Annotated in this window: 19 protein-coding genes; 6 read left to right on the top strand and 13 right to left on the bottom strand. The window is 73.2% G+C overall.

Features of this window, described 5'->3' with window-relative positions; translation table 11 throughout:
* Positions 1–170: 170 nt before the first annotated feature.
* The 3 genes from ACZ4SV_RS30485 to ACZ4SV_RS30475 all read left to right on the top strand — a co-directional run bounded on the left by ACZ4SV_RS30485 (position 171) and on the right by ACZ4SV_RS30475 (position 2,184).
* The gene (locus tag ACZ4SV_RS30485; RefSeq protein ID WP_468008062.1) at positions 171–668 is read left to right on the top strand and encodes a hypothetical protein; all 498 of its coding nucleotides are present in this window, start codon (positions 171–173) and stop codon (positions 666–668) included.
* On the top strand, positions 665–1,168 hold the full coding sequence (locus ACZ4SV_RS30480; protein WP_468008060.1) for a ferritin-like domain-containing protein: 504 nt from the start codon (positions 665–667) through the stop codon (positions 1,166–1,168). The genes ACZ4SV_RS30485 and ACZ4SV_RS30480 overlap by 4 nt, the downstream gene beginning before the upstream one ends.
* A gap of 116 nt (positions 1,169–1,284) precedes the next feature.
* Complete coding sequence (locus ACZ4SV_RS30475) at positions 1,285–2,184, top strand: aminoglycoside phosphotransferase family protein (RefSeq protein ID WP_365877738.1); 900 nt, start codon at positions 1,285–1,287, stop codon at positions 2,182–2,184.
* Positions 2,185–2,315: 131 nt separating this feature from the next.
* Here ACZ4SV_RS30475 and ACZ4SV_RS30470 read toward each other — a convergent pair whose 3' ends face one another.
* From ACZ4SV_RS30470 to ACZ4SV_RS30445, 6 genes are all read right to left on the bottom strand, one after another.
* Entirely contained in the window at positions 2,316–4,019 is a 1,704-nt protein-coding gene (locus tag ACZ4SV_RS30470; protein WP_468008057.1) for a proline--tRNA ligase, read from the bottom strand.
* A gap of 73 nt (positions 4,020–4,092) precedes the next feature.
* A complete protein-coding gene (locus ACZ4SV_RS30465; RefSeq protein ID WP_365883308.1) occupies positions 4,093–4,623 on the bottom strand; it encodes a GNAT family N-acetyltransferase in 531 nt (176 codons plus the stop codon).
* A 19-nt stretch (positions 4,624–4,642) separates the two neighbouring features.
* Positions 4,643–5,491, bottom strand: a complete 849-nt coding sequence (locus ACZ4SV_RS30460) for a GNAT family N-acetyltransferase (RefSeq protein WP_468008055.1) — start codon at positions 5,489–5,491, stop codon at positions 4,643–4,645.
* Positions 5,492–5,578: 87 nt separating this feature from the next.
* Positions 5,579–5,812, bottom strand: coding sequence for a DUF397 domain-containing protein (locus ACZ4SV_RS30455; RefSeq protein ID WP_468008053.1), 234 nt, complete (start codon positions 5,810–5,812; stop codon positions 5,579–5,581).
* A 14-nt stretch (positions 5,813–5,826) separates the two neighbouring features.
* Positions 5,827–6,021 (bottom strand): DUF397 domain-containing protein, encoded by a 195-nt coding sequence (locus ACZ4SV_RS30450; protein WP_468008051.1) that lies wholly within the window; start codon positions 6,019–6,021, stop codon positions 5,827–5,829.
* Positions 6,018–6,860, bottom strand: coding sequence for a helix-turn-helix domain-containing protein (locus ACZ4SV_RS30445; RefSeq protein ID WP_468008049.1), 843 nt, complete (start codon positions 6,858–6,860; stop codon positions 6,018–6,020). Before ACZ4SV_RS30445 ends, ACZ4SV_RS30450 begins: the two co-directional genes overlap by 4 nt.
* Positions 6,861–6,996: 136 nt before the next feature.
* Here ACZ4SV_RS30445 and ACZ4SV_RS30440 point away from each other — a divergent pair, with 136 nt between their 5' ends.
* Positions 6,997–7,416: an ATP-binding protein gene (locus ACZ4SV_RS30440; protein ID WP_468008047.1), complete on the top strand. Its 420-nt coding sequence runs from the start codon at positions 6,997–6,999 to the stop codon at positions 7,414–7,416.
* Positions 7,417–7,441: 25 nt separating this feature from the next.
* Here the strand turns inward: ACZ4SV_RS30440 and ispG are convergent, their stop codons facing one another.
* The 3 genes from ispG to dxr form a co-directional block, all read right to left on the bottom strand.
* Positions 7,442–8,599, bottom strand: coding sequence for a flavodoxin-dependent (E)-4-hydroxy-3-methylbut-2-enyl-diphosphate synthase (gene ispG, locus ACZ4SV_RS30435; protein WP_468008045.1), 1,158 nt, complete (start codon positions 8,597–8,599; stop codon positions 7,442–7,444).
* Positions 8,600–8,771: 172 nt separating this feature from the next.
* Positions 8,772–10,073, bottom strand: a complete 1,302-nt coding sequence (locus ACZ4SV_RS30430; protein WP_468008043.1) for a M50 family metallopeptidase — start codon at positions 10,071–10,073, stop codon at positions 8,772–8,774.
* Positions 10,070–11,341 carry a 1-deoxy-D-xylulose-5-phosphate reductoisomerase gene (gene dxr / locus ACZ4SV_RS30425; RefSeq protein ID WP_468008041.1) on the bottom strand — a complete coding sequence of 424 codons (1,272 nt, stop codon included), beginning with the start codon at positions 11,339–11,341 and terminating at the stop codon, positions 10,070–10,072. Before dxr ends, ACZ4SV_RS30430 begins: the two co-directional genes overlap by 4 nt.
* Before the next feature lie 176 nt (positions 11,342–11,517).
* Here dxr and ACZ4SV_RS30420 point away from each other — a divergent pair, with 176 nt between their 5' ends.
* Complete coding sequence (locus tag ACZ4SV_RS30420) at positions 11,518–11,976, top strand: lamin tail domain-containing protein (protein ID WP_365941711.1); 459 nt, start codon at positions 11,518–11,520, stop codon at positions 11,974–11,976.
* 173 nt (positions 11,977–12,149) lie between these two features.
* Positions 12,150–13,163 carry a LacI family DNA-binding transcriptional regulator gene (locus ACZ4SV_RS30415; protein ID WP_365941712.1) on the top strand — a complete coding sequence of 338 codons (1,014 nt, stop codon included), beginning with the start codon at positions 12,150–12,152 and terminating at the stop codon, positions 13,161–13,163.
* Between the two features lie 53 nt (positions 13,164–13,216).
* Here ACZ4SV_RS30415 and ACZ4SV_RS30410 read toward each other — a convergent pair whose 3' ends face one another.
* The 4 genes from ACZ4SV_RS30410 to ACZ4SV_RS30395 are packed head-to-tail and all read right to left on the bottom strand — an operon-like array spanning position 13,217 to position 20,314.
* Entirely contained in the window at positions 13,217–13,930 is a 714-nt protein-coding gene (locus ACZ4SV_RS30410; protein ID WP_468008038.1) for a glycoside hydrolase family 12 protein, read from the bottom strand.
* A 47-nt stretch (positions 13,931–13,977) separates the two neighbouring features.
* Positions 13,978–16,170, bottom strand: a complete 2,193-nt coding sequence (locus tag ACZ4SV_RS30405) for a glycosyl hydrolase family 95 catalytic domain-containing protein (RefSeq protein ID WP_468008036.1) — start codon at positions 16,168–16,170, stop codon at positions 13,978–13,980.
* Positions 16,167–18,137, bottom strand: a complete 1,971-nt coding sequence (locus ACZ4SV_RS30400; protein WP_468008034.1) for a beta-galactosidase — start codon at positions 18,135–18,137, stop codon at positions 16,167–16,169. Before ACZ4SV_RS30400 ends, ACZ4SV_RS30405 begins: the two co-directional genes overlap by 4 nt.
* The gene (locus ACZ4SV_RS30395) at positions 18,134–20,314 is read right to left on the bottom strand and encodes a 1,4-beta-glucanase (protein WP_468008032.1); all 2,181 of its coding nucleotides are present in this window, start codon (positions 20,312–20,314) and stop codon (positions 18,134–18,136) included. The genes ACZ4SV_RS30400 and ACZ4SV_RS30395 overlap by 4 nt, the downstream gene beginning before the upstream one ends.
* Between the last annotated feature and the right edge of the window lie 44 nt (positions 20,315–20,358).

Raw genomic sequence — 20,358 nt, 5'->3', positions numbered from 1 at the left:
GGGTCGCGGAGGGTGTTGCGTCCTGCCTCCGGGCGGGGGGCCGGACCGGGGGTGTGCGCCGGGGCGCCGAGCCGGTGAGGGCGGCCGGGGCGGTGCGCGGGTACGGTGATCAACGGCGGGCCGCTCTTCCCCGCCCGTGTGTTCGTACGAGCCCCGCGAGGACGTCAGCCGTGCCGTATCCGCCACCGTCGCGCGCCCCCTCGGGGCCGCGCAGAAGATCATTGCTCGCCTCGGCCGCGGGTGCCGCCCTGCTGGCGGGCTGCTCGGCCGGCCCGGACGGCGACGACGGCCCGTCGGCCGTCGCGCGGGCACGCGCGCGTGCGGCGCGCGACAGCCGGGAGCTGCTGGGGCGCTACGACGCGGTGCTCGCCGCGCATCCCGGGCTGGCGGACCGGCTGCGCCCGCTGCGGGCGCAGGTCGCGGCGCACGCGGCGGCCTTCGAGGAGGGCACCACGGTCACGGCGAGCCCCACCGCTTCCGCTTCCGCCACGCCCGTCCCGGCCGCCGGGAAGGACGCCGTCGCCGGGCTGGCCGCCGCCGAGCGGTCCCTGTCCGACCGACGCGCCAAGGACCTGCTGAAGGCACCGGGCGAGCTGGCCCGACTGCTGGCCTCGGTAGCGGCGGCCGGCGCCGCACACGCGTACCTGCTGACGGAGGGGGTCAGGTGAGCGACGGGACTGAGCGGGCCGAGGTGGGTGCGTTGCAGGCGGCGTTGGCCGCTGAGCACGCGGCCGTGTACGGCTACGGCGTCGTCGGCGGGCGGATCGGCGAGCGGCGCCGGGCGGAGGCGCGCACGGCGTACGACGCCCACCGCGCCCGCCGGGACGCACTCGTGCGCGCGGTGCGCGACCTGGGCGCCACGCCGGTCGCCGCGAGCGCCGCGTACACCCTGCCGTTCCCGGTCGGGGACGGCGCCGCCGCGCTGCGGCTGGCCGCGCGGCTGGAGGAGCGGGTGGCCGGGGTGTACTCGGACCTGGTGCGGGCGGCGACCGGGACGCGGCGGACCGACGCGGCCGGGGCGCTGCGGGAGGCCGCGGTGCGGGCGGTGCGCTGGAGCGGGGAGAGCGTAGCCTTCCCTGGGCTCGCCGAGCGGTCCGCCGAGCGGACGGGCGCGGCCGGCACGACCCCGTCGGCCTCCGCCACCGGCCCGGCGCCGGCGCGGCGCTAGGCGGCGCGGCGCCGGGGAGCCGGCCGGAGACCCGGGCGCCGGCCCGGGCATGACCCCGACAGGACGCGAACAGGCCCGACAGGGCCCACGGCCCCACAGGAAGGGAACACGCGCGTATGGCTTTGGAACCGCCGCCCCGCCTGGTGCGGGCGCTCGACGAGACGGCACCGGCCGGGGACGGCTGGCTGGCCGGGCTGCCCGCGGCGGCCGGGGAGGCCGTCGCCCGGCGCGGGCTGACCGTCGAGCGGGTGCAGGTGCCGGGCGGGCGCAGCAGCCTGGTGGTGCTGGTGCGGCGGCCGGACGGCGACCCGGCCGTGCTGAAGCTGGCGCCGCCCCGGGCCCGCCCGGAGAGCGAGCGGGCAGCGCTGGCGCACTGGTCCGGGCGGGGCGCGGTGCGGTTGCTGGAGCCCGCGGCACAGGACGGGGCGCTGCTGCTGGAGCGGCTGCACCCGGACGTGTCGGTGCGCTCGCTGCCGGAGGCGAAGGCCCTGCTGGAGGCGGCGGGGACGCTGCGCAGGCTGTGGGTGGAGCCGCCGGCGGGCCAGGTCTTCGAGACCGTCGCCGAGCGCACCGGTCGGCAGGCGGCGGCCATGCGGGCGAGCGCGGACGCCGATCCGGACGTGGCCCCGTTGGTGGGGGCGGCGCTCGCCGCGCGCGAGGAACTGCTCGACGCGCCGCCCGCGCCGTTGCTGCTGCACGGCACGTTCCGGCAGAGCAAGGTGCTCTCGGGCGAGCGGATGCCGTGGCTGGCGGTGGGCCCGGACCCGGTGGTCGGCGAGAGCGCCTTCGACCTGGCGCGGCTGGTCCGGGACCGGGTGGAGGACCTGATCGCGCAGGCGTCCGGGGCGGCCACCACCCGGCGCCGGATCAAGCGGCTCGCGGAGTCCCTGGAGGTCGACCAGGAGCGGCTGCGCGGCTGGACGCTGTTCCGGGCGGTGGAGTCCGGGGTGCGGGCACTGCGCGTGGGGCGGCCGAAGGACGCGGAACTGCTGCTGGAGTTCGCCGGCTGGTTCTAGCCGGCCGGTCGCCGGGCCCCGATCAGGGCACGGCGACCGGGGCACGGCGGCCGGGACGCGGCGACCGGGACACGGCGACCGGGACACGGCGGCCGGGACGCGGCGGCCGGGACGCGGCGGCCGGGAGGTGATCAGGCCGTCAGGCGGGCGATCGCTTCCTCGACCGTCAGCTCCTCGCGCTCACCGGTGCGGCGGTCCTTCAGCTCCAGCACGCCGTCGGCGGCGCGGCGGCCGGCGACGAGGATCTGCGGCACGCCGATCAGCTCGGAGTCGGTGAACTTCACGCCCGGGGAGACGCCGGCCCGGTCGTCCACCAGGACGCGAACGCCCGCGGCGGCCAGCTTCCCGGCGACCTCCAGCGCCAGTTCGGTCTGGAGCGCCTTGCCGGCGGCGACCACGTGCACGTCGGCCGGGGCGACCTCCTTCGGCCAGACCAGGCCCTTGTCGTCGGCGGTCTGCTCGGCGAGCGCGGCGACGGCGCGGGAGACGCCGATGCCGTAGGAGCCCATGGTGACCCGGACCGGCTTGCCGTTCTGGCCGAGGACGTCCAGCTTGAGCGCGTCGGTGTACTTGCGGCCGAGCTGGAAGATGTGGCCGATCTCGATGGCGCGGTCCAGCTTCAGGCCGGTGCCGCACTTGGGGCACGGGTCGCCGTCCTGGACGACGACGACGTCCACGTAGGCGTCGACCTCGAAGTCGCGGCCGGCGACGACGTTCCTCGCGTGGGTGTGCTCCTTGTTGGCGCCGGTGATCCAGGCGGTGCCGGGGGCCACGCGCGGGTCGGCGATGTACGTCACCTTCTCGCCCAGGCCCTGCGGGCCGACGTAGCCGCGGACCAGGTCGGGGCGGCCGGCGAAGTCCGCCTCGGTGACCATCTCGACGGCGGCCGGGGCGAAGTGCGCCTCGACCTTGTCCAGGTCCACTTCGCGGTCCCCGGGCACGCCCACGGCGACGATCTCGCCGTCCACCTTGACCAGCAGGTTCTTCAGCGTGGCGGAGGCGGGGACGCCCAGCGAGGCGGCCAGCGTCTCGATGGTCGGGGTGTCCGGGGTGGGGATCTCCTCCAGCGCGGGCACGGCCGAGGCGTCGACGGGCCGCAGCTCGTAGGTGATCGCCTCGGTGTTGGCGGCGAAGTCGCAGTTCGGGCAGTCCGCGAAGGTGTCCTCGCCGGCCTCGGACGGCGCGAGGAACTCCTCGGAGCGGGAGCCGCCCATGGCGCCGGCGGTGGCGGCGCAGATGCGGTAGTCCAGGCCGAGGCGGGCGAAGACGCGCTGGTAGGCCTCGCGGTGCAGGGCGTAGGAGCGGCCGAGGCCGTCGTCGTCCAGGTCGAAGGAGTACGAGTCCTTCATCAGGAACTCGCGGCCGCGCAGGATGCCGGCACGGGGGCGGGCCTCGTCGCGGAACTTGGTCTGGATCTGGTACAGGATCACCGGCAGGTCCTTGTAGGACGTGCACTGGTCCTTGACCAGCAGGGTGAAGATCTCCTCGTGGGTGGGGCCGAGGAGGTAGTCGCCGCCCTTGCGGTCCTTGAGCCGGAAGAGTTCCTGGCCGTACTCGTCCCAGCGGCCGGTCGCCTCGTAGGGCTCACGGGGCAGCAGGGCGGGCAGGGTGACCTCCTGGGCGCCGATGGCGTCCATCTCCTCGCGCACGACGCGCTCCACGTTGGCGAGGACCTTCTTGCCGAGGGGCAGCCAGCTCCAGATGCCGGCGGCCGTGCGGCGGACGTAGCCGGCGCGGACGAGGAGCTTGTGGCTGAGGACCTCGGCGTCCGCCGGGTCGTCGCGCAGCGTCTTCGCCATCAACTGGGACATGCGCTGGACCGGTACGTTGGCCATGGTTCTCGTACTCCTGCCGGGTAAAGGTGATGGCATGGAGGTTAACCGGGCCGCCCGTGCCGGTGGTAATCGGTTAACGCCCGCGCAGCGGCAGCGGGGCGCCCATCACGGCGTAGGGCCGGGGGGCGCTCGGGAAGTGCACCTGGCGGGCGAGGTCGACGTAGCCGAGGGAGTGGTAGAGGCCGCGGGCGGGGCTGTCGGTGTCGATCGCGGAGAGGATCGAGCGCGGCTCGGCGGCGGTGGCGGTGATGGTGGTGATCAGCCGCCGGCCGATGCCGCGGTTCTGGTGGCCGGGGTGGACGTGCAGTTCGGTGATGACGAAGGAGTCGTCCAGCCAGAAGTCGTTGCCGCCCGCCCGCAGGTACGGCTCCACGACGGTGGACCACCAGTGGGTGCGGCTGTTGGGCATGCCGTAGACGAAGCCGACGAGCCGGCCGTCGACGGTCGCGCCGTAGGCCCGCGCGCCCTGGTACTGCATGTGGCGCTGGACGATCTGGCGGCGTACGGCCACCTCGTCCGGGCCCAGTCCGAAGGCGACGGCTTGCACGGCCAGGGCCTCGTCCACGTGGGCCGACAGGTCCAGGGGGCCGATCACTGCGTCCATGCGGGGAGCGTACAGGGGCTCAGAAGAGCACACTCATGAAGGCGCCGGTCTCCTGGAAACCCACGCGCCGGTACGTCCTTCTCGCGGCCGTGTTGTAGTCGTTGACGTAGAGGCTCGCGACGGGGGCCACGTCCGCCAGGGCGTAGCGCAGGACCGCCGCCATGCCGGGCGCGGCCAGGCCCCGGCCCCGGTACTCGGGGGCCACCCAGACGCCCTGGATCTGGCAGGCGCGGGGCGTCGCCGCGCCGATCTCCGCCTTGAACACGACCCGGCCCCGCTCGTCCACGCGGGCGAAGGAGCGGCCGGAGCCGACGAGTTCGGCGATCCGGGCCTGGTAGAGCAGGCCGCCGTCGCCGGACATCGGGGAGACGCCGACCTCCTCGGTGAACATCGCCACGCAGGCCGGCATGATCGTCTCCAGCTCGTCCTTGCGGACGCGGCGGACGTACGGGTCCGGGGCGATGTCGGGGGGCATGCGGTCGGTGACCATCAGCGGCTGGCGGGCGCGGACGTCGCGGGCCGGGCCCCAGTGCGGCTCCAGCAGCCGCCACAACTGCGCGGTGGCCTCGGCGGGCCCCACGATGGAGGAGCAGCGGCGGCCGGCCCGCCGGGCGCGGTCGGCGAAGGCGCGGACCGCGCGGGGCGTGGCGCAGATGGGCACGAGGTTGGCGCCCGCGTAGCACAGCGACGTGAGCATGCCATCCTCGTACCAGCCCCACATCTCGCCGCCGAGCCGCCAGGGGTCCAGGCCGGCCACCTGGACCCGCGAGGTCACGAAGGCGTTGGCGACCGGCTCACGGTCGAGTACGGCGAGCGCCGCGTCCAGGTCACTCGGTTCCAGGACCCGGGTTGTGGTCTGGGTCAACACGTACGGGGCCTCACGCTGGGGGTTCTGCTGGTCCCGGCACTGTACCTCGTGCGGTTGTGCGGCGCCTCGCGTCGGAACGGGATCACTTCACGAACGCACGGCGAACCCGAGGAAGGCCTCCCACGCACCGGTCGGCACGGCCAGGGCCGGCGCGGAGGGGTCCTGCTTGGAGTCCCGGACATGGATGGTGGCCGGGCAGGCGGCGACCTCTACGCATTCGCCGCCGGATCCTGTGCTGTAGCTGGACTTGTGCCAGGTGAGGGCGACCTCTACGCACTCGCCGCCTTCACCGCTGCTGTAGCTGCTCGTGAACCACTTCATGTCTCTCCCGGCGGTCAGGATCGGACAAGTCCGAGGAACGCCTCCCAGGCGGCCGTCGGCACGGCGAGGGCCGGGGCGGTGGCGGGGTGCTTGGAGTCCCGGACGTGGATGGTGGTGGGGCAGGCGGCGACCTCGACGCATTCGCCGCCAGCCCCGCTGCTGTAGCTGCTCTTGAACCACGTCAGCTCGGTCGACTCTTCGGTGTTCATGTCTCTCCCAGCAGCTTCTCTACGAGGGCCAGTGATTCGCGCGGGGTCAGGGCCTGGGCGCGCAGGAGGCTGTACTGCTCCTCCAACTCCCTGACCGTTGGACGGTTGGTGAAAAGGCGGCTGTGCTTGTGCGCCTCCATGTAGGCGATCCTGCGCCCTTTCTCTGTCTCGATCAAGCTGAATGGACCAGCGAGCGCAGCGTGCTCTTCCCGGTCGTCCGGCATGATCTGGATCTGCACATTGCGCCGCTGACCAACGAGCAGGATCTGCTCCAACTGGCCCCGCCATACGGCCGTTCCGCCCAGACGCTTGCGCACCACGGCCTCCTCCATCACGAAGGACATGGTGGGCGCCGGTTTCCGCGTGAAGACCTCCTGCCGTGCCAGTCGCGCTGCCACACGCTGCTCGATGGTCGCCTCGTCCAACAGGGGGCGCCACATGGTGAACACCGCCCGCGCGTAGTCCTCCGTCTGCAACAGACCGGGAACTCCCTGCACGGCGAAGAAGTACAGCGTGACCGCCTTCTTCTCCAACACTGCCGCGTCCTGGAAGAACGCCGGATACTGCGCCGCTTCCATGCCCTCGGTGAAGTCGACCAGCACTCCGCGCGCGTTCAGTACCTCGTCGGCCTGCATGATGAACTTCGCGTTCGGGATGCGCCTGCCCTGCTCGAAGGATGCGATGGACGCTGCCGAGTAGCCGGTCTGCAAACCGAGTTGGGCGCGATCCATGCCCGCCTGTGTCCGCAGTCGCTTCAGCAGCCGCCCGAAGAGGACTGGTACGGCCGATTCCGGCTCGGGCTCCAGCGCCTCGGGTTCTTCCTGGACTTCCTCGCTCATGTACACCCCATCGTCCTCGCACCGCCCTCGGTCACGGCGCGCCCGCGTACAGCCGCACCTCGCGGTCGTACAACGCCTGAACAGTCATGGTGCGGCCGCTTTTCAACGTTACTGAGCGTGCGGAACCGTAAGCGGCATGAAGTCAGAAATCTCCACCCACGAATTCTCGATGCGGTTCACGTCCACCCCGCGCGGCGCACGGCTCGCCCGGCGGCTGGTCTCGCACCGGCTGCACGAGTGGGGGCACCCCTACGACGGGCCCGCCAACCAGACCGTCACGCTGATCGCCGCGGAACTCGTCTCGAACGCGGTCCGGCACGGGCACGTACCCGGGCGGGACTTCCGGCTCCGGCTCACCGCGGACCCGGACGCCCTGCGGCTGGAGGTCACCGACACCCGTACCGAGCGGCTGCCCGAGCTGCGCGCGCCGTGCGGCGAGTCCGGCCGTGGGCTGATGCTGGTGGAGGCGCTCGCCGACAAGTGGGGGGTCACACCGCGGCAGCCCGGCAAGACGGTGTGGGCGGAGGTACGACCGAGTCCCGCCACCGGACGGTGACGGGACTCGGGGGGAAAGCGGCGTGTCAGCCCGCGACCGACACCGACGGTTCGCCCGAGGCGGCGCCGTCCTTCTCCATCTGCTCGGCCAGCTTCATGGCCTCTTCGATGAGGGTTTCCACGATCTTGGACTCGGGGACGGTCTTGATGACCTCGCCCTTGACGAAGATCTGGCCCTTGCCGTTGCCGGAGGCGACGCCGAGGTCGGCCTCGCGGGCCTCGCCCGGACCGTTGACGACACAGCCCATGACGGCGACGCGGAGCGGCACCTCCATGCCGGTCAGGCCGGCGGTGACCTCTTCGGCCAGCTTGTAGACGTCGACCTGGGCGCGGCCGCAGGACGGGCAGGAGACGATCTCCAGGCCGCGCTGGCGCAGGTTCAGGGACTCCAGGATCTGGATGCCGACCTTGACCTCCTCGGCCGGCGGGGCGGAGAGGGAGACGCGGATGGTGTCGCCGATGCCCTGGCTGAGCAGCGCGCCGAAGGCGACCGCCGACTTGATGGTGCCCTGGAACGCCGGGCCGGCCTCGGTCACGCCGAGGTGCAGCGGGTAGTCGCACTGCTCGGCGAGCTGCCGGTACGCCTCGATCATGACGACCGGGTCGTTGTGCTTGACGGAGATCTTGATGTCCCGGAAGTCGTGCTCCTCGAAGAGCGACGCCTCCCAGAGCGCGGACTCGACCAGCGCCTCGGGCGTGGCCTTGCCGTACTTCTCCAGCAGCCGCCGGTCCAGGGAGCCGGCGTTGACGCCGATGCGGATCGGCGTGCCGTGGTCCTTGGCGGCGCGCGCGATCTCCTTGACCTTGTCGTCGAACTGCTTGATGTTGCCGGGGTTGACACGGACCGCGGCGCAGCCGGCCTCGATGGCGGCGAACACGTACTTCGGCTGGAAGTGGATGTCCGCGATGACCGGGATCTGCGACTTCCGGGCGATGGTGGCGAGGGCGTCGGCGTCGTCCTGGGTGGGGCAGGCCACCCGGACGATCTGACAGCCGGACGCGGTCAGCTCGGCGATCTGCTGGAGCGTCGCACCGATGTCGGACGTACGGGTGGTGGTCATCGACTGGACCGAGACCGGCGCGTCCCCACCGACCGCCACGCTTCCGACCTGGATCTGCCGGCTCTTGCGGCGCTCGGCCAGCCTGGTCGGAACGGACGGCATGCCGAGTGAAATCGCAGTCATCTGCTGTGCAACCCCAAGTCGTGGTTCAGGATCCGGTCCCGTGATACGGCGGGCTCCAGGCTCCGAGATTACGGCACCGGGGCGGGCGCGGGCACATCCCGCCCCGTAAAGCCACACGTCCGGGGGCGGCCCGGTACGACACCGGTTCCGGGCCGCCCGAGGCGCCGTGGCCCTAGGAGATCCTGACCGGATTGACCACATCCGCGACCAGGACCAGCAGGGTGAAGCAGACGAAGATCCCGGCCACCACGTACGCCACCGGCATCAGCTTGGCGACGTCGAACGGACCGGGGTCCGGCCGGCGCAGCACCCGCGCCACGTTCCTGCGCAGCGACTCCCACAGCGCGCCCGCGATGTGCCCGCCGTCGAGCGGGAGCAGCGGGAGCATGTTGAACAGGAACAGCGAGAGGTTGAAGCCGGCCAGCAGGAAGACGAACATCGCGAGCTGCTGCGAGGCAGGGATGTCCAGGGTGGCGATCTCGCCGGTGACCCGGGCGGCGCCGACGATGCCCATCGGGGAGTCCTGCTCGCGCGGGCCGTCGCCGAAGGCCGCGTTCCACAGGGCCGGGATCTTGCCGGGCAGCGCGACGAGGGAGTCGACGGCGTCACCGACCCGGTCGGCCATCCAGGTCACGGACTCGCCGAGGTCCTGCTTGACGACGCCGGTGGCGGGGCTGAAGCCGAGGAAGCCGGCCTTGACGTAGCCGTCGACGTAGTTGCCGCCGGCGTCCTTCTTGGCGACCTGGTTGGTGGCGATCTTCGCGTGCAGGGTCACGGGCCGGCCGTGGCGGTCCACGACGAAGGCGACGTCCTTCCCGGCGCTGTCGCGGATGAGGTCCGACAGCGTGTTCCAGTCCCGGGTCGGCTTGCCGTCGAAGGAGACGATCCGGTCGCCCGCCTTCATGCCGGCCCGCGCGGCGGGGGAGGCGGGGTCGGCCTTCTTGCAGCTATCGCGGTGCTGGCTCTGCGCGATGACGCAGGGCGAGACGGATTCCACGACGGTGGTTTCCTTCTGGATGCCGAAGCCCATCAGCACGGTGAGGAACAGGGCGACCGCGAGCACCAGGTTCATGAAGGGGCCCGCGAACATGACGATGACCCGCTTCCACGGCTTGCGCGTGTAGAACATGCGCGTCTCGTCGCCGGGCTTGAGTTCCTCGAAGGCCGCCGAGCGGGCGTCCTCGATCATGCCGCGCCACGGGGAGGTGGAGCGGGCGGTGACCCGGCCGGACTCGTCGGGCGGGAACATGCCGATCATGCGGATGTAGCCGCCGAGCGGGACCGCCTTGACGCCGTACTCGGTCTCGCCCTTGGTCCGCGACCAGATGGTGGGGCCGAAGCCGACCATGTACTGCGGGACGCGGATGCCGAAGAGCTTGGCCGTGGACAGGTGCCCCAGCTCGTGCCAGGCGATCGAGACGAGCAGGCCGACCGCGAAGACCACTATGCCGAGGATGAACATCAAGGTCGTCATGCACGCGCCTCCGCGGTCGCCGTCGTGGCTGTGAGTTCACGGGCCCGGGCCCGGGCCCAGGTCTCCGCTTCGAGGACGTCCGACACCGTGAGTGAGGTTCCCGTGACCGGGGTGCCGTGTTCCTCGACCACCCGGGTGACGGTCTCCATGATCCCGTTGAAGGGCAGCGCGCCGTTCAGGAAGGCTTCGACGCACTCCTCATTGGCGGCATTGAACACCGCCGGGGCCGTTCCCGCGAGCCGCCCCACGTGCCGGGCGAGGTTCACCGAGGGGAACGCCTCGTCGTCCAGCGGGAAGAACTCCCAGGTGGACGCGGTGCTCCAGTCGAAGGCGGGCGCGGCGTCCGGGACGCGTTCGGGCCAGCCCAGGCCGATGGCGATGGGGCCGCGCATGTCCGGGGGCGTCGCCTGGGCGATCGTCGACCCGTCGGTGAACTCGATCATCGAGTGGACGTACGACTGCGGGTGCACGACCACCTCGATGCGGTCGAACGGGATGTCGTAGAGGAGGTGTGCCTCGATGACCTCCAGGCCCTTGTTGACCAGGGTCGCGGAGTTGACGGTGATCACCGGGCCCATCGCCCAGGTGGGGTGGGCCAGCGCGTCCTGGACGGTGACGTCGGCCAGCTCGGCCCTGCTCCGGCCGCGGAAGGGGCCGCCGGACGCGGTGACGACCAGCTTGCGGACGTCGGCGCGGGTGCCGGCGGCGAGCGCCTGGAAGAGGGCCGCGTGCTCGGAGTCCACCGGGATGATCTGGCCCGGTTCCGCGCGCGCGGTGACCAGCGGGCCGCCGACGATCAGCGACTCCTTGTTGGCGAGCGCGAGGGTGCGGCCCGCCTCCAGGGCGGCCAGGGTCGGGGCGAGGCCGATGGAGCCGGTGATGCCGTTGAGGACGGTGTGGCAGTCGGAGGCGGCCAGCTCGGTGGCGGCCCGGGGTCCGGCGAGGATCTCGGGCAGCGGCTCGGTGCCGCCGTACTCGGCGGCGAGCGCCTCGCGCAGCGCGGGGACGACGTCCTCGCGGGCGACCGCCACGGTCCGCACCCGCAGCCGGTGCGCCTGCTCGGCGAGGAGGGCCGGCCGGGCGCCGTTCGCGGACAGGGCGGTGACCCGGAAGCGGCCGGGGTTGCGCAGCACGAGGTCGATGGCCTGGGTGCCGATGGATCCGGTGGAGCCGAGGATCACCACGTCCTTGGGGCCGTCGCCGGGGACGGGGTCGTAGACGCGGTGCGGATCGGCGAGGGGTGCCGGACGGGCGGGACTGTCGGTCATCCCCCCATTGTTGCCGCAAGCGGCGGCCGTCCGGACAGTGCGTCCCCCGCGCGGGCGCGTTGCCGGGTTTCCTCGCCGGATGGCGTGATTCTCCCGATGTGAATCCACGGTGAAGATCATGTGGTAACACTTCTTTCCACATGATTTCGCGGACGACATCCTGGGGGGATATCTCCATGCGCACTGTGCGCCTACGCGCTGCCCTGCCCGCCCTCGCCGGCGCGGCCCTGCTCACCGGCACCCTGCTCAGCACCCCGGCCGAGGCCGCCGGTGGCGTCAGGATCCACCACGTGTGGTTCGACAGCCCCGGCTCGGACAACCGCTCCAACAAGAGCCTGAACGCCGAGTGGGTGCAGCTCAAGAACACCAGCGGCTCGGCGGTCTCGCTCAAGGGCTGGGTGCTGAAGGACGCCTCCAACCACAAGTACGTCTTCCCGAACGTCAAGATCGGCGCCGGGAAGTACCTGAAGATCCACACCGGCAGCGGCTCGGACAGCGCGGCGGACAAGTACCAGGACCGGCGTGCCTACGTCTGGAACAACGACAAGGACACGGCCACGCTGACGAAGGCGAACGGCACCAAGGCCGCCTCCTGCTCCTGGACCACGCGGGACCCGAGCGACAAGTACTGCTAGCTCCCACGGGACCGGCGGGCGCCCGGTGCGTCCGCCGGTCCGGCCGGTTCTGTCGAAGCGCTTCGACAGTCGTATGGACACCTCCCCCGCCCGGGAGCTAGGGTCGTACTCGCCTTCACCCCTCAGTCGGTCAGGCGCAGAGTCGAAGCGCTTCACATAGCTTGGAGAGCCGGATGGTCACCCTCGCCGAGGTCGCCCAGCACGCCGGAGTCTCGGCGAGCACGGTGAGCTATGTCCTCAGCGGCAAGCGGTCCATCTCCACCACCACCCGGCAGCGGGTCGAGGAGAGCATCCGGAAGCTGGGCTACCACCCGAACGCGGGCGCCCGCGCGCTGGCCGGCAAGCGGTCGAACATCATCGCCCTGATGATCCCACTCCGCACCGACCTGTACGTGCCGGTGATGATGGAGATCGCCATCGCGGTGGCCACCACGGCCCGCACCCACGGCTACGACGTGCTGCTGCTCACCGGCGAGGAGGGCCCCGACGCGGTGCGCCGGGTCACCGGCAGCGGTCTGGCCGACGCCATGATCCTGATGGACGTCGAGCTGGAGGACGAACGGCTGCCGCTGCTGCGGGAGTCCGGCCAGCCCTCGGTGCTCATCGGCCTGCCCGCCGACACCACCGGCCTGACCTGCGTGGACCTGGACTGGACCGCGACCGGCGCGCTGTGCGTGGAGCATCTGGCCGCGCTCGGCCACCGTGACATCGCCGTCATCGGCGAGGCCCCGGCGGTCTACGAACGGCACACCGGCTTCGCCGAACGCACCCTGGACGGGCTGCGCTCGCGGGCCCGGGAGACGGGCCTGAGACTGCTGCACCGGCCGTGCGAGGGCGGCTACGACGCGATGGCCCTCACCCTGGCCCGGATCTTCGACGAGCGCCCGGCGACCAGCGGGTTCGTGGTGCAGAACGAGTCGGCGGTGGAGCCGCTGCTCGCGCTGCTGCGCCAGCAGGGCCGGGCCGTGCCCGAGGACGTGTCCGTGGTCGCGGTCTGCCCGGACCAGGTCGCCGTGCAGTCCTCGGTGCGGCTGACCTCGGTGGGCATCCCGGCCCAGGAGATGGGCCGGCGTGCCGTGGAGCACCTGGTGGCCAAGCTGGACGGACGCGGCGGCGACGAGGTCGTGCTGCTGCGGCCCGAGCTGACGCTCCGGGCCAGTTCGGGACCGGCGCCGGCCGCGCCCTGACCCCGCCGGACCCGAGGGGCCGGCCCCCGCGCGGGAGCCGGCCCCGGGTCGGCTCAACCGCCGCTGACCGTCAGGTTGTTGGTGGTGAAGTTCAGGCCGCCGGACGAGGACGTGATCTCGTAGCCGAACTGCACGTCCCCGATGGTGACGTTGCCGAACCAGCCCTTGGTGTCCTTGATCCACTTCAGGATCGGCAGGATGTTCACCGTGCCCGCCGAGGAGTTGCCGCTGCGGATGAAGGAGAACACCTCGTTGGCGCCGTTGGTGCCCTTGTAGACGGTCCAGGTGGAGCCGCCGACGGTGACCGAGCCCTGCGAGGTGCCGAGCGGGCCGACGGCGCCGGTCTTGTTGACCCAGAGCATGATCTCGTACTTGTAGCCGGTGTCCCAGATGTCGTACGACGTGTTGTACGCGCCGGACGCCGGGACGGTGACGTTGTAGTCGCTGGTGAGCGAGGTCAGGGAGCCGATCGGCTTGTTGATCACCTTCTTGGCGTTCGGGTAGGACTTGATGCCGCCGGTGTTGGGGTGGTTCGCCGTCACGCTCCAGTTGGTCCCGGAGTTGGCCGAGATGCACTGGCTGCCGGCGCCCGAGCCCCAGATGTTGTTGTAGAGGGTGTAGCCGTTCAGCGTGGTGTTGCCCCACTGGTCGCAGGTGCTCCACACGGCGGCGGAGGCGGGCGCCGAGGCGAGGCCGATCGTGGCGCCGAGGGCGAGTGCGGGGGCGGCCAGGGCCATGGCGGCCCTGCGCAGGGTGGTGGTTTCCATGGTGTCCCTTCCATGGGTGGGGTGTGGGGGTGGGGAGTTTCCTTCCGTCACCACGTCCTCAGGGTGAGGACGCGGTCCTCCCCGGCGACCAGGAGCAACGGCTCGGTGCCGGAGGAAGTCCGCAGTTCGACGCGGTGCGTGCGGTGGGGCCGCACGACGGCCCGGGCGCCGTCCGGGCCCCAGGCGAGGTCGATCTCCGCGCCGAACCGGGCGCGCACACCGCGCAGTTCGCCGCGCGGACAGGCGTCCGGCACGGCGGGCAGCAGGACCAGACGGTCCGGGGTGGTCTGCACGAGCATCTCGATCAGCACGCCGGGCAGGGTGTGCGCGGCGTCCGCGTTGTAGACGTCGCGGCCGGGATAGTGGGTGCTCATCAGGGAGGCGTGGAAGAAGTCGCCGTCCAGGACCCGGCGCAGCGCCCGGCCCGCCCGCTCCCGGTCGCGGAGCCGGGCGGCGATCAGGGCGTGGTGCAGATGGCCGTGGGCGGAGTCGTTCTCGGCGCCGCGCAGCACGAGCGCCCGGTGGGCGGCGGCGGCCAGGGCCGGGGTGTCGTACGGGGTGATCTCCTCCAGCGGCCAGACGCCGTAGAGGTGGCTGAGGTGGCGGTGGTCGTAGGAGTCGCCGAGGCCGGGCCAGGCCCATTCGGCGAGGGCGCCTTCGGCGTTGACCCGGTGCGGCGGCAGCCGGTCGGCCAGTGCCCGCCACCGGTCGGCGTGCTCGGGGTGGTAGCGGGCGGCGGTGCGCAGGGCGTGCCGGGCGGCGGAGAGGTCCATGGCCGCGTTGACCGCGCCCCAACTGCCGTTCGCGGGCCGGTTCTCGGGCGAGTACGAGGGCGCGACGACCAGGTGTCCGGCCGGGTCGGTGCGGGTGAGGAAGTCCTCGTAGAACAGGGCCGCCTCGGCGAGCGCGGCGGCGGTGCGCGGGTCCCGGCCGCCGTGGATCTCGTCGTGGTCGACCAGCGGTTTGAGCAGCCAGTCGGCGCCGGCGGTCCACAGGTGCAGCGGGTACTCGCGGCTGAAGTGGTACGACAGCCCGGACTCGCCGTCGCTGTGCGAGGGCGCGACCGCGCCCCGGGTGCCGAAGACCGCGCGGGCGTTGGCCCGCCAGTCCGGCAGTTGCCGGGTGACGAAGGCGGCCAGCGCCTCGGTGACCTCGGGCAGGGCGGCGGCGGGCGCGGCGGCGGTCTGGAGGTTGAGGTTGGCGTTGGTGGTGAACGCGCCGGACCAGGCGGTGTCCCAGTCGCCGGTCCACAGCCCGGTGAGCCGGGGCGGGTGGTGGCCGCTGCTGGAGAGCAGGTGGTAGCGGCCGGCGGCGAAGAGCCGTTCCAGCAGGGCCGGGCTGTGCGGGCGGGCCAGCAGCTCGGAGCCGGGCAGGGCGCGCTCGGCCGGGTCGGCGCCGAGGTCGAGACCGGCCCGGAGGTAGGCGGTGCGGTGCCGGTCCAGATGGCGGGCGAGGAGCCGGTCGTAGGGCCGCTCGGTGCCGTCGAGGAGGTCTTGCAGCAGCCGGGCCGCGGCGGTGACGTCCGCCTCGCCGGTGTGCCGGAGCACCCGGGTGAGCAGCAGCGCCGAGCGGCAGCCGGTGACGCGGACGCCCGGCGGGACGAGTTCGGTCCGGCCGCCCTGGACGGCGATCAGGGTCACGCCGGTGTAGGCGCGGTCGCTGTCCGGGTAGCGGACGCGCAGGCTCAGCAGGGCGCCCTCGGGAGTGAGCAGCGTGCCGTGGCCGACCCGCAGTCCGGCCGGGGCGCCCGGCAGCCGGTGGTCCGGGAAGACGTCCAGGTCGCCTCCGGTGACCTCGTGCACGATGACGTCGTCGGCGCGGGAGACGAAGACGCGCCCGGCGCTGTCGCCGCGGACCGCGGTGGCCTCGCCGCTGGTGAAGTCGACGGCCCGGCGCATCTCCCGCGCGCGGCCCGGCGGCCGGTCCACCCGGAGCAGGAAGGCGGGGTGGAAGGGCTGCACCCATTGCAGCGGACGGCCGTCGGTGAGGCTCTCGGCGGCGGTGAGGTCGCCGGCCAGCAGCCGGTCGCGGACCGCGGGGAGCGCGGCGGCCAGCCGGGGCGGGCGGGCGTGCTCGCCGCCGTTGGGCCGCACCAGGGTGTGGTGGGTGACGACGACCCGCTCGTGGTCCGGGTCGCCGTACACGAGGGCGCCGTGGTGGCCGTTGCCGGTCAGGAAGGCGTCCTCCCAGCGGGCGGCCGGGGTGGGTTCCCAGGTGCCGTGGACCGGCGTGGCGCTCATGACCGCAGCACCGCCACGCCGTAGCGGCCGAGGGTGACCGTGTCCGTGACCTCCGTGCCGGTGAGCAGGTCGCGGTGGGTGCCGGGGACCGGGACGGTGACCGGTTCCACGCCGTGGTGCAGCAGGAACAGCAGCCCGCCCCGGCGCACCGCCTCCACGCCCGGCGGGAGTCCGTCCAGCACCGGGGTGACGCCCGCCGCGGCGGCGATGCCGGCCAGCAGGGAGCGCAGCGCCCCGGGCTCGGGCAGCGTGGAGACGTACCAGGCGCGGCCCCGGCGCAGCACGGCGGGCAGCCCGTCCAGTTCGCCGCCCCGGTAGGGCACGGTCTCGGCGGCTCCGGGCACCGGCTCGATCTCCTCCGACCACAGGGTGCCCTCGAACCCCTCGCACGCCACGGTCTCCCCGGCCTCCAGCGGCCACCACTCGTGCAGGGTGCGGATGCCGAACAGCTCGCGCAGCCGGGCGTCCATCCCGCCGGGGCGGATGCGGTCGTCCGCGTCGGCGACGCCCGTGTGGAAGCCGCAGACGAGGGTGCCGCCGCCGGCCACGTACGCCAGGAGGCCGTCGACGGCGGTGTCGGTGAGGAGGTAGAGCTGCGGGACGACGACGAGCCGGTAGCCGGACAGGTCGTGCTCCGGGTGGGCGAAGTCGGTGGTGAGATGGGCCTCCCACAGGGCGCGGTGCCAGGCGGTGAGCACGTCCGGCAGGTCGACCAGGGCCGAGGGCCGCGCCTCCTGGTCGCCGGCCCACCAGGAGTCCCAGTCCAGCAGGACCGCGACCTCGGCGGTGATCCGCGTGCCCGCCACCTCGCCGGACACCCGGGCGAGTTCGGCACCGAGCCGCTTGACCTCCTGGTAGGTGCGTCCCTCCGGGCCCGCGTGCCCGACCATCCCGGAGTGGAACTTCTCGGCGCCCTGCCGGGACTGGCGCCACTGGAAGTAGCAGACGGCGTCGGCGCCGCGGGCGACGGCCTGGAAGGACCACAGCCGGTTCAGGCCGCGCGGCTTGGGATGGTTCACGCCGCGCCAGTTGACCGGTCCGGCCGCCTGTTCCATCAGCATCCACGGCCCGCGCGCCTGGGACCGGGTGAGGTCCTGCACGAGGGCGCCGTGCTGCGCGCCCAGCGGGTCGCGCGGGTCGGGGTACAGGTCGACGGAGACCACGTCCTCCTCGCGGGCCCAGCGCCAGCCGTCCTGCCCGGACCACAGCGGCATGAAGTTGGTGGTCACCGGTAGGTGCGGGGTGTGCCGGCGGACGATGTCCCGTTCGGCGGTGTAGCACTCCAGGAGCATGTCGGAGGTGAACCGCCGGAAGTCCAGCACCTGGCCGGGGTTCTTCAGGTAGTGCGGGCGGCGGGGCGGCAGGATGCCGTCCCAGGTGTCGTAGCCCTGGCTCCAGAAGGCGGTGCCCCAGGCCGAGTTGAGCGCGTCGAGGGTGCCGTACCGCTCGCGCAGCCAGCGGCGGAAGGCGGCGGCGGCCTCGTCGCCGTAGTCGACGGTGCAGTACTCGTTGTTGATGTGCCACATGGTGAGCGCCGGGTGTCCGGCGTAGCGGGCGGCCAGGTCCTCGGTGACGGCGGCGGCGTAGCGGCGGTAGGTGGCGCTGGAGTGCGAGAAGTGCTGCCGGCCGCCCCACCACTCCGTGCGGCCGTCGGCGTCCCGGGGCAGGGTGTCCGGGTGCAGCCGGCCCATCCAGGGCGGCGGCGAGGAGGTGGGCGTGGCCAGGACGACCCCGATGCCGTGGTCCGCCATCAGGTCCATCAGCCGGTCCAGCCAGCCGAACTCCCGGGCGCCGGGCTCCGGTTCCAGCCGGGACCAGGAGAAGACGCCGAGCGTGACGGAGTTGACGCCGGCCTCCGTCATCAGCCGGACGTCCTCCGGCCAGGTCTCCTCGGGCCACTGCTCGGGGTTGTAGTCGCCGCCGAAGAGGATGCGGCCCCGGGTGGCGTCGGCGAGGGAGGGGCTCATGCGGGCTCCCCGTACTGGATGCCCCGCCCGTTGGTGGCGAGGTAGACCCGGCCGTGGATCCGCGGGTCGCCGGTGACGGCCTGCCCGGTCCAGCCCCACTGGTGGGCGTCGTCGTTGATCCGCGTCCAGGTGCGGCCCCGGTCGTCGGAGCGCAGCACGGCGACACCGGCGTCCGTGACCGCGCCGACCTGGTAGAGCGCCGGGTAGCGGGCGCCGGGGGCGGCCTTGCCGAAGCCGAGGGTGTACGACGCCCGGACCCCGGCGGTCCGGGTGAAGCTCGCGCCCGCGTCCGTGGAGCGGTACAGCCCGTTCTCCTTGGTGCTCAGCCACAGGTCGCCCGTCCGTCCGGGCGCGACGGCGAGCTGGAACTGGCTGTCGCCGGCCGGGAGCCCGCCGGCGCGGGGCGCGAAGGTGCAGCCGTGGTCCGTGCTGGCGTACAGGGTGCCCGTGCCGGTGTCGTAGGCGTAGAAGACGGCCGGGTCGACCGGGTCGGCGACCGGGGTGGCGCCCTCGGGGAAGGTCGGCACCTCCGCCCAGCCGGACCCGCCGTCCGCCGACCGGTGGGCGGGGTGCGCGGTGCCGTCCCCGGACCCGGAGGCCCACAGCAGCACACCGCCGTCGGCGCTCACGGCGATCGGGCCGGGCGCGTCCTTGGCGGGGGCGGGCTGCGCCGGGAAGGGCGTCCAGGTGCGTCCGCCGTCCACCGAGGAGGCGCCGTTGCCGTGGTCGCCCCAGCCGGTGCGCACCACGTACGACGGTTTCCCGGCGGCCAGCGCGAGTCCGGTCGCGGTGCCGAAGACGGGGTTCGTGGCCATGCCGGACCCCGGGGAGGCGGTGAGCCGTTCGTGGTACAGCACGCCGATGTCGCCGTTGCCGCTGATCAGGTGCGCCTCGCCGGTGGGCGGTGAGATGAGCTGCCGGGCGGAGGTCTCCTCCAGGCCGCGGCTCGCGGGCGCCCAGTGGACGAGGTCGCGGGTGCCGTAGACGGTGGCCCCGGTGCCGTAGAGGACGTGCTCGCTGTCGTACGGGTCGACGGCGACGGTCTGGATCCACCAGCCGAACTTGGGCTCGTCCCGGCCCCAGGCGAGGTAGGGCGTCTCGGAGACGTCGAGGACGGCGGTGTCCTTCAGCGACACCCAGCTCCGGCCGCCGTCCGTGCTCCGGTACAGGGTGTCCACGGCCGACCAGCGGTTGTTGGTGGAGACGACGACCGTGCCCGGGTGGCGGGCGGCCACGGCGACGCCGCCGTAGCCGAAGGTGTCGCCGGGTCCCGGCACGGCCGGGGTGACGTCGGTCCACGCCCCGGTGCCGGTGTCCAGCTTGTGCACGCTGCCGGCGGACTGGCCGTTCGGGCCGGGCGCGTCGGCGTAGGTGACGTACAGCTCGCGGGTGCGGGCGTCGTGGGCGGCGCGGACGGGCACCTTCGCGGCGGTGCCGGCGGGCTGCCCGGGGACGGGTTCCCAGGCGGTGCCGTCGGTGGTGCGGAACAGGTTCGGCCGCGCGGGGGTGCCGTCGCCGTCGCCCCAGCCGGCGTACACGGCACGGCCGGCGGCGACGAGCAGGGTGACGCCCTGGCCGGTGCCGGCGGGGGTGGCCGGGAAGCCGTCCTGCCGCGTCCACGTGGCGCCCCGGTCGGTGGACTTCAGCAGTCCGTCGTGCCGGGTGCCGAGCCACAGCGTGGCGCTGTCGCGGGGATCGACGAGCAGCCGTTCACCGGTGCCGCGGCCGTCCTCGTTGGCGCCGAGCCGCACCGGCAGGTCGGTGCGGTGCCAGGTGCGGCCGCGGTCCTCGGACCGCAGCAGCGCGCCGGGGCCGGCCCAGGGCTGGGCGTACGTGCCGAGGGCGAGGTACACCCGGTCCGGGTGGGCCGGGTCGACGGCCAGGGCCTCCACCCCGAGCAGGTTCCAGTCGTCCCAGCCGAGGTGGTCGGTGAGCGGCGTCCAGCGGGCGGTGTCCCGGTCCCAGCGGTAGGCGCCGCCGATGTCCGTGCGGGCGTAGGCGAGGCCGGGGACCGCGGGGTGGAAGAGGAGACCGGTGACGAAGCCGGTCCCGCCGATGACGGCGGTGCGCCAGCGGTACGCGGTCCGCCGGGCCCCGGCCGCGTGGGCGGGCGCGGGGAGGGCCGCGAGGACGGCCGCGGCCGCCGTGGTGGCCAGGACGGTTCTGCGGGTGGGCATGGGGTACCTCGGCTGGGGAGTCGTGGTCCGGCGGAGCCGGTACG

Source organism: Streptomyces sp. NPDC027672, from assembly GCF_055566335.1.
Note: the sequence above shows the minus strand (reverse complement) of the source record. Positions and strands in the feature narration are given on the sequence as shown.

Bases quoted from the DNA above. Each gene is read 5' to 3' on its own strand.
- ACZ4SV_RS30405 (WP_468008036.1), bottom strand. From the start codon at position 16,170: ATGAGCGCCACGCCGGTCCACGGCACCTGGGAACCCACCCCGGCCGCC.
- ACZ4SV_RS30410 (WP_468008038.1), bottom strand. From the start codon at position 13,930: ATGGAAACCACCACCCTGCGCAGGGCCGCCATGGCCCTGGCCGCCCCC.
- ACZ4SV_RS30420 (WP_365941711.1), top strand. From the start codon at position 11,518: ATGCGCACTGTGCGCCTACGCGCTGCCCTGCCCGCCCTCGCCGGCGCG.
- ACZ4SV_RS30470 (WP_468008057.1), bottom strand. From the start codon at position 4,019: ATGGCCAACGTACCGGTCCAGCGCATGTCCCAGTTGATGGCGAAGACG.
- ACZ4SV_RS30415 (WP_365941712.1), top strand. From the start codon at position 12,150: ATGGTCACCCTCGCCGAGGTCGCCCAGCACGCCGGAGTCTCGGCGAGC.
- ACZ4SV_RS30395 (WP_468008032.1), bottom strand. From the start codon at position 20,314: ATGCCCACCCGCAGAACCGTCCTGGCCACCACGGCGGCCGCGGCCGTC.
- ACZ4SV_RS30455 (WP_468008053.1), bottom strand. From the start codon at position 5,812: ATGAAGTGGTTCACGAGCAGCTACAGCAGCGGTGAAGGCGGCGAGTGC.
- ACZ4SV_RS30465 (WP_365883308.1), bottom strand. From the start codon at position 4,623: ATGGACGCAGTGATCGGCCCCCTGGACCTGTCGGCCCACGTGGACGAG.
- ispG (WP_468008045.1), bottom strand. From the start codon at position 8,599: ATGACTGCGATTTCACTCGGCATGCCGTCCGTTCCGACCAGGCTGGCC.
- dxr (WP_468008041.1), bottom strand. From the start codon at position 11,341: ATGACCGACAGTCCCGCCCGTCCGGCACCCCTCGCCGATCCGCACCGC.
- ACZ4SV_RS30445 (WP_468008049.1), bottom strand. From the start codon at position 6,860: ATGAGCGAGGAAGTCCAGGAAGAACCCGAGGCGCTGGAGCCCGAGCCG.
- ACZ4SV_RS30450 (WP_468008051.1), bottom strand. From the start codon at position 6,021: ATGAACACCGAAGAGTCGACCGAGCTGACGTGGTTCAAGAGCAGCTAC.
- ACZ4SV_RS30475 (WP_365877738.1), top strand. From the start codon at position 1,285: ATGGCTTTGGAACCGCCGCCCCGCCTGGTGCGGGCGCTCGACGAGACG.
- ACZ4SV_RS30400 (WP_468008034.1), bottom strand. From the start codon at position 18,137: ATGAGCCCCTCCCTCGCCGACGCCACCCGGGGCCGCATCCTCTTCGGC.
- ACZ4SV_RS30430 (WP_468008043.1), bottom strand. From the start codon at position 10,073: ATGACGACCTTGATGTTCATCCTCGGCATAGTGGTCTTCGCGGTCGGC.
- ACZ4SV_RS30440 (WP_468008047.1), top strand. From the start codon at position 6,997: ATGAAGTCAGAAATCTCCACCCACGAATTCTCGATGCGGTTCACGTCC.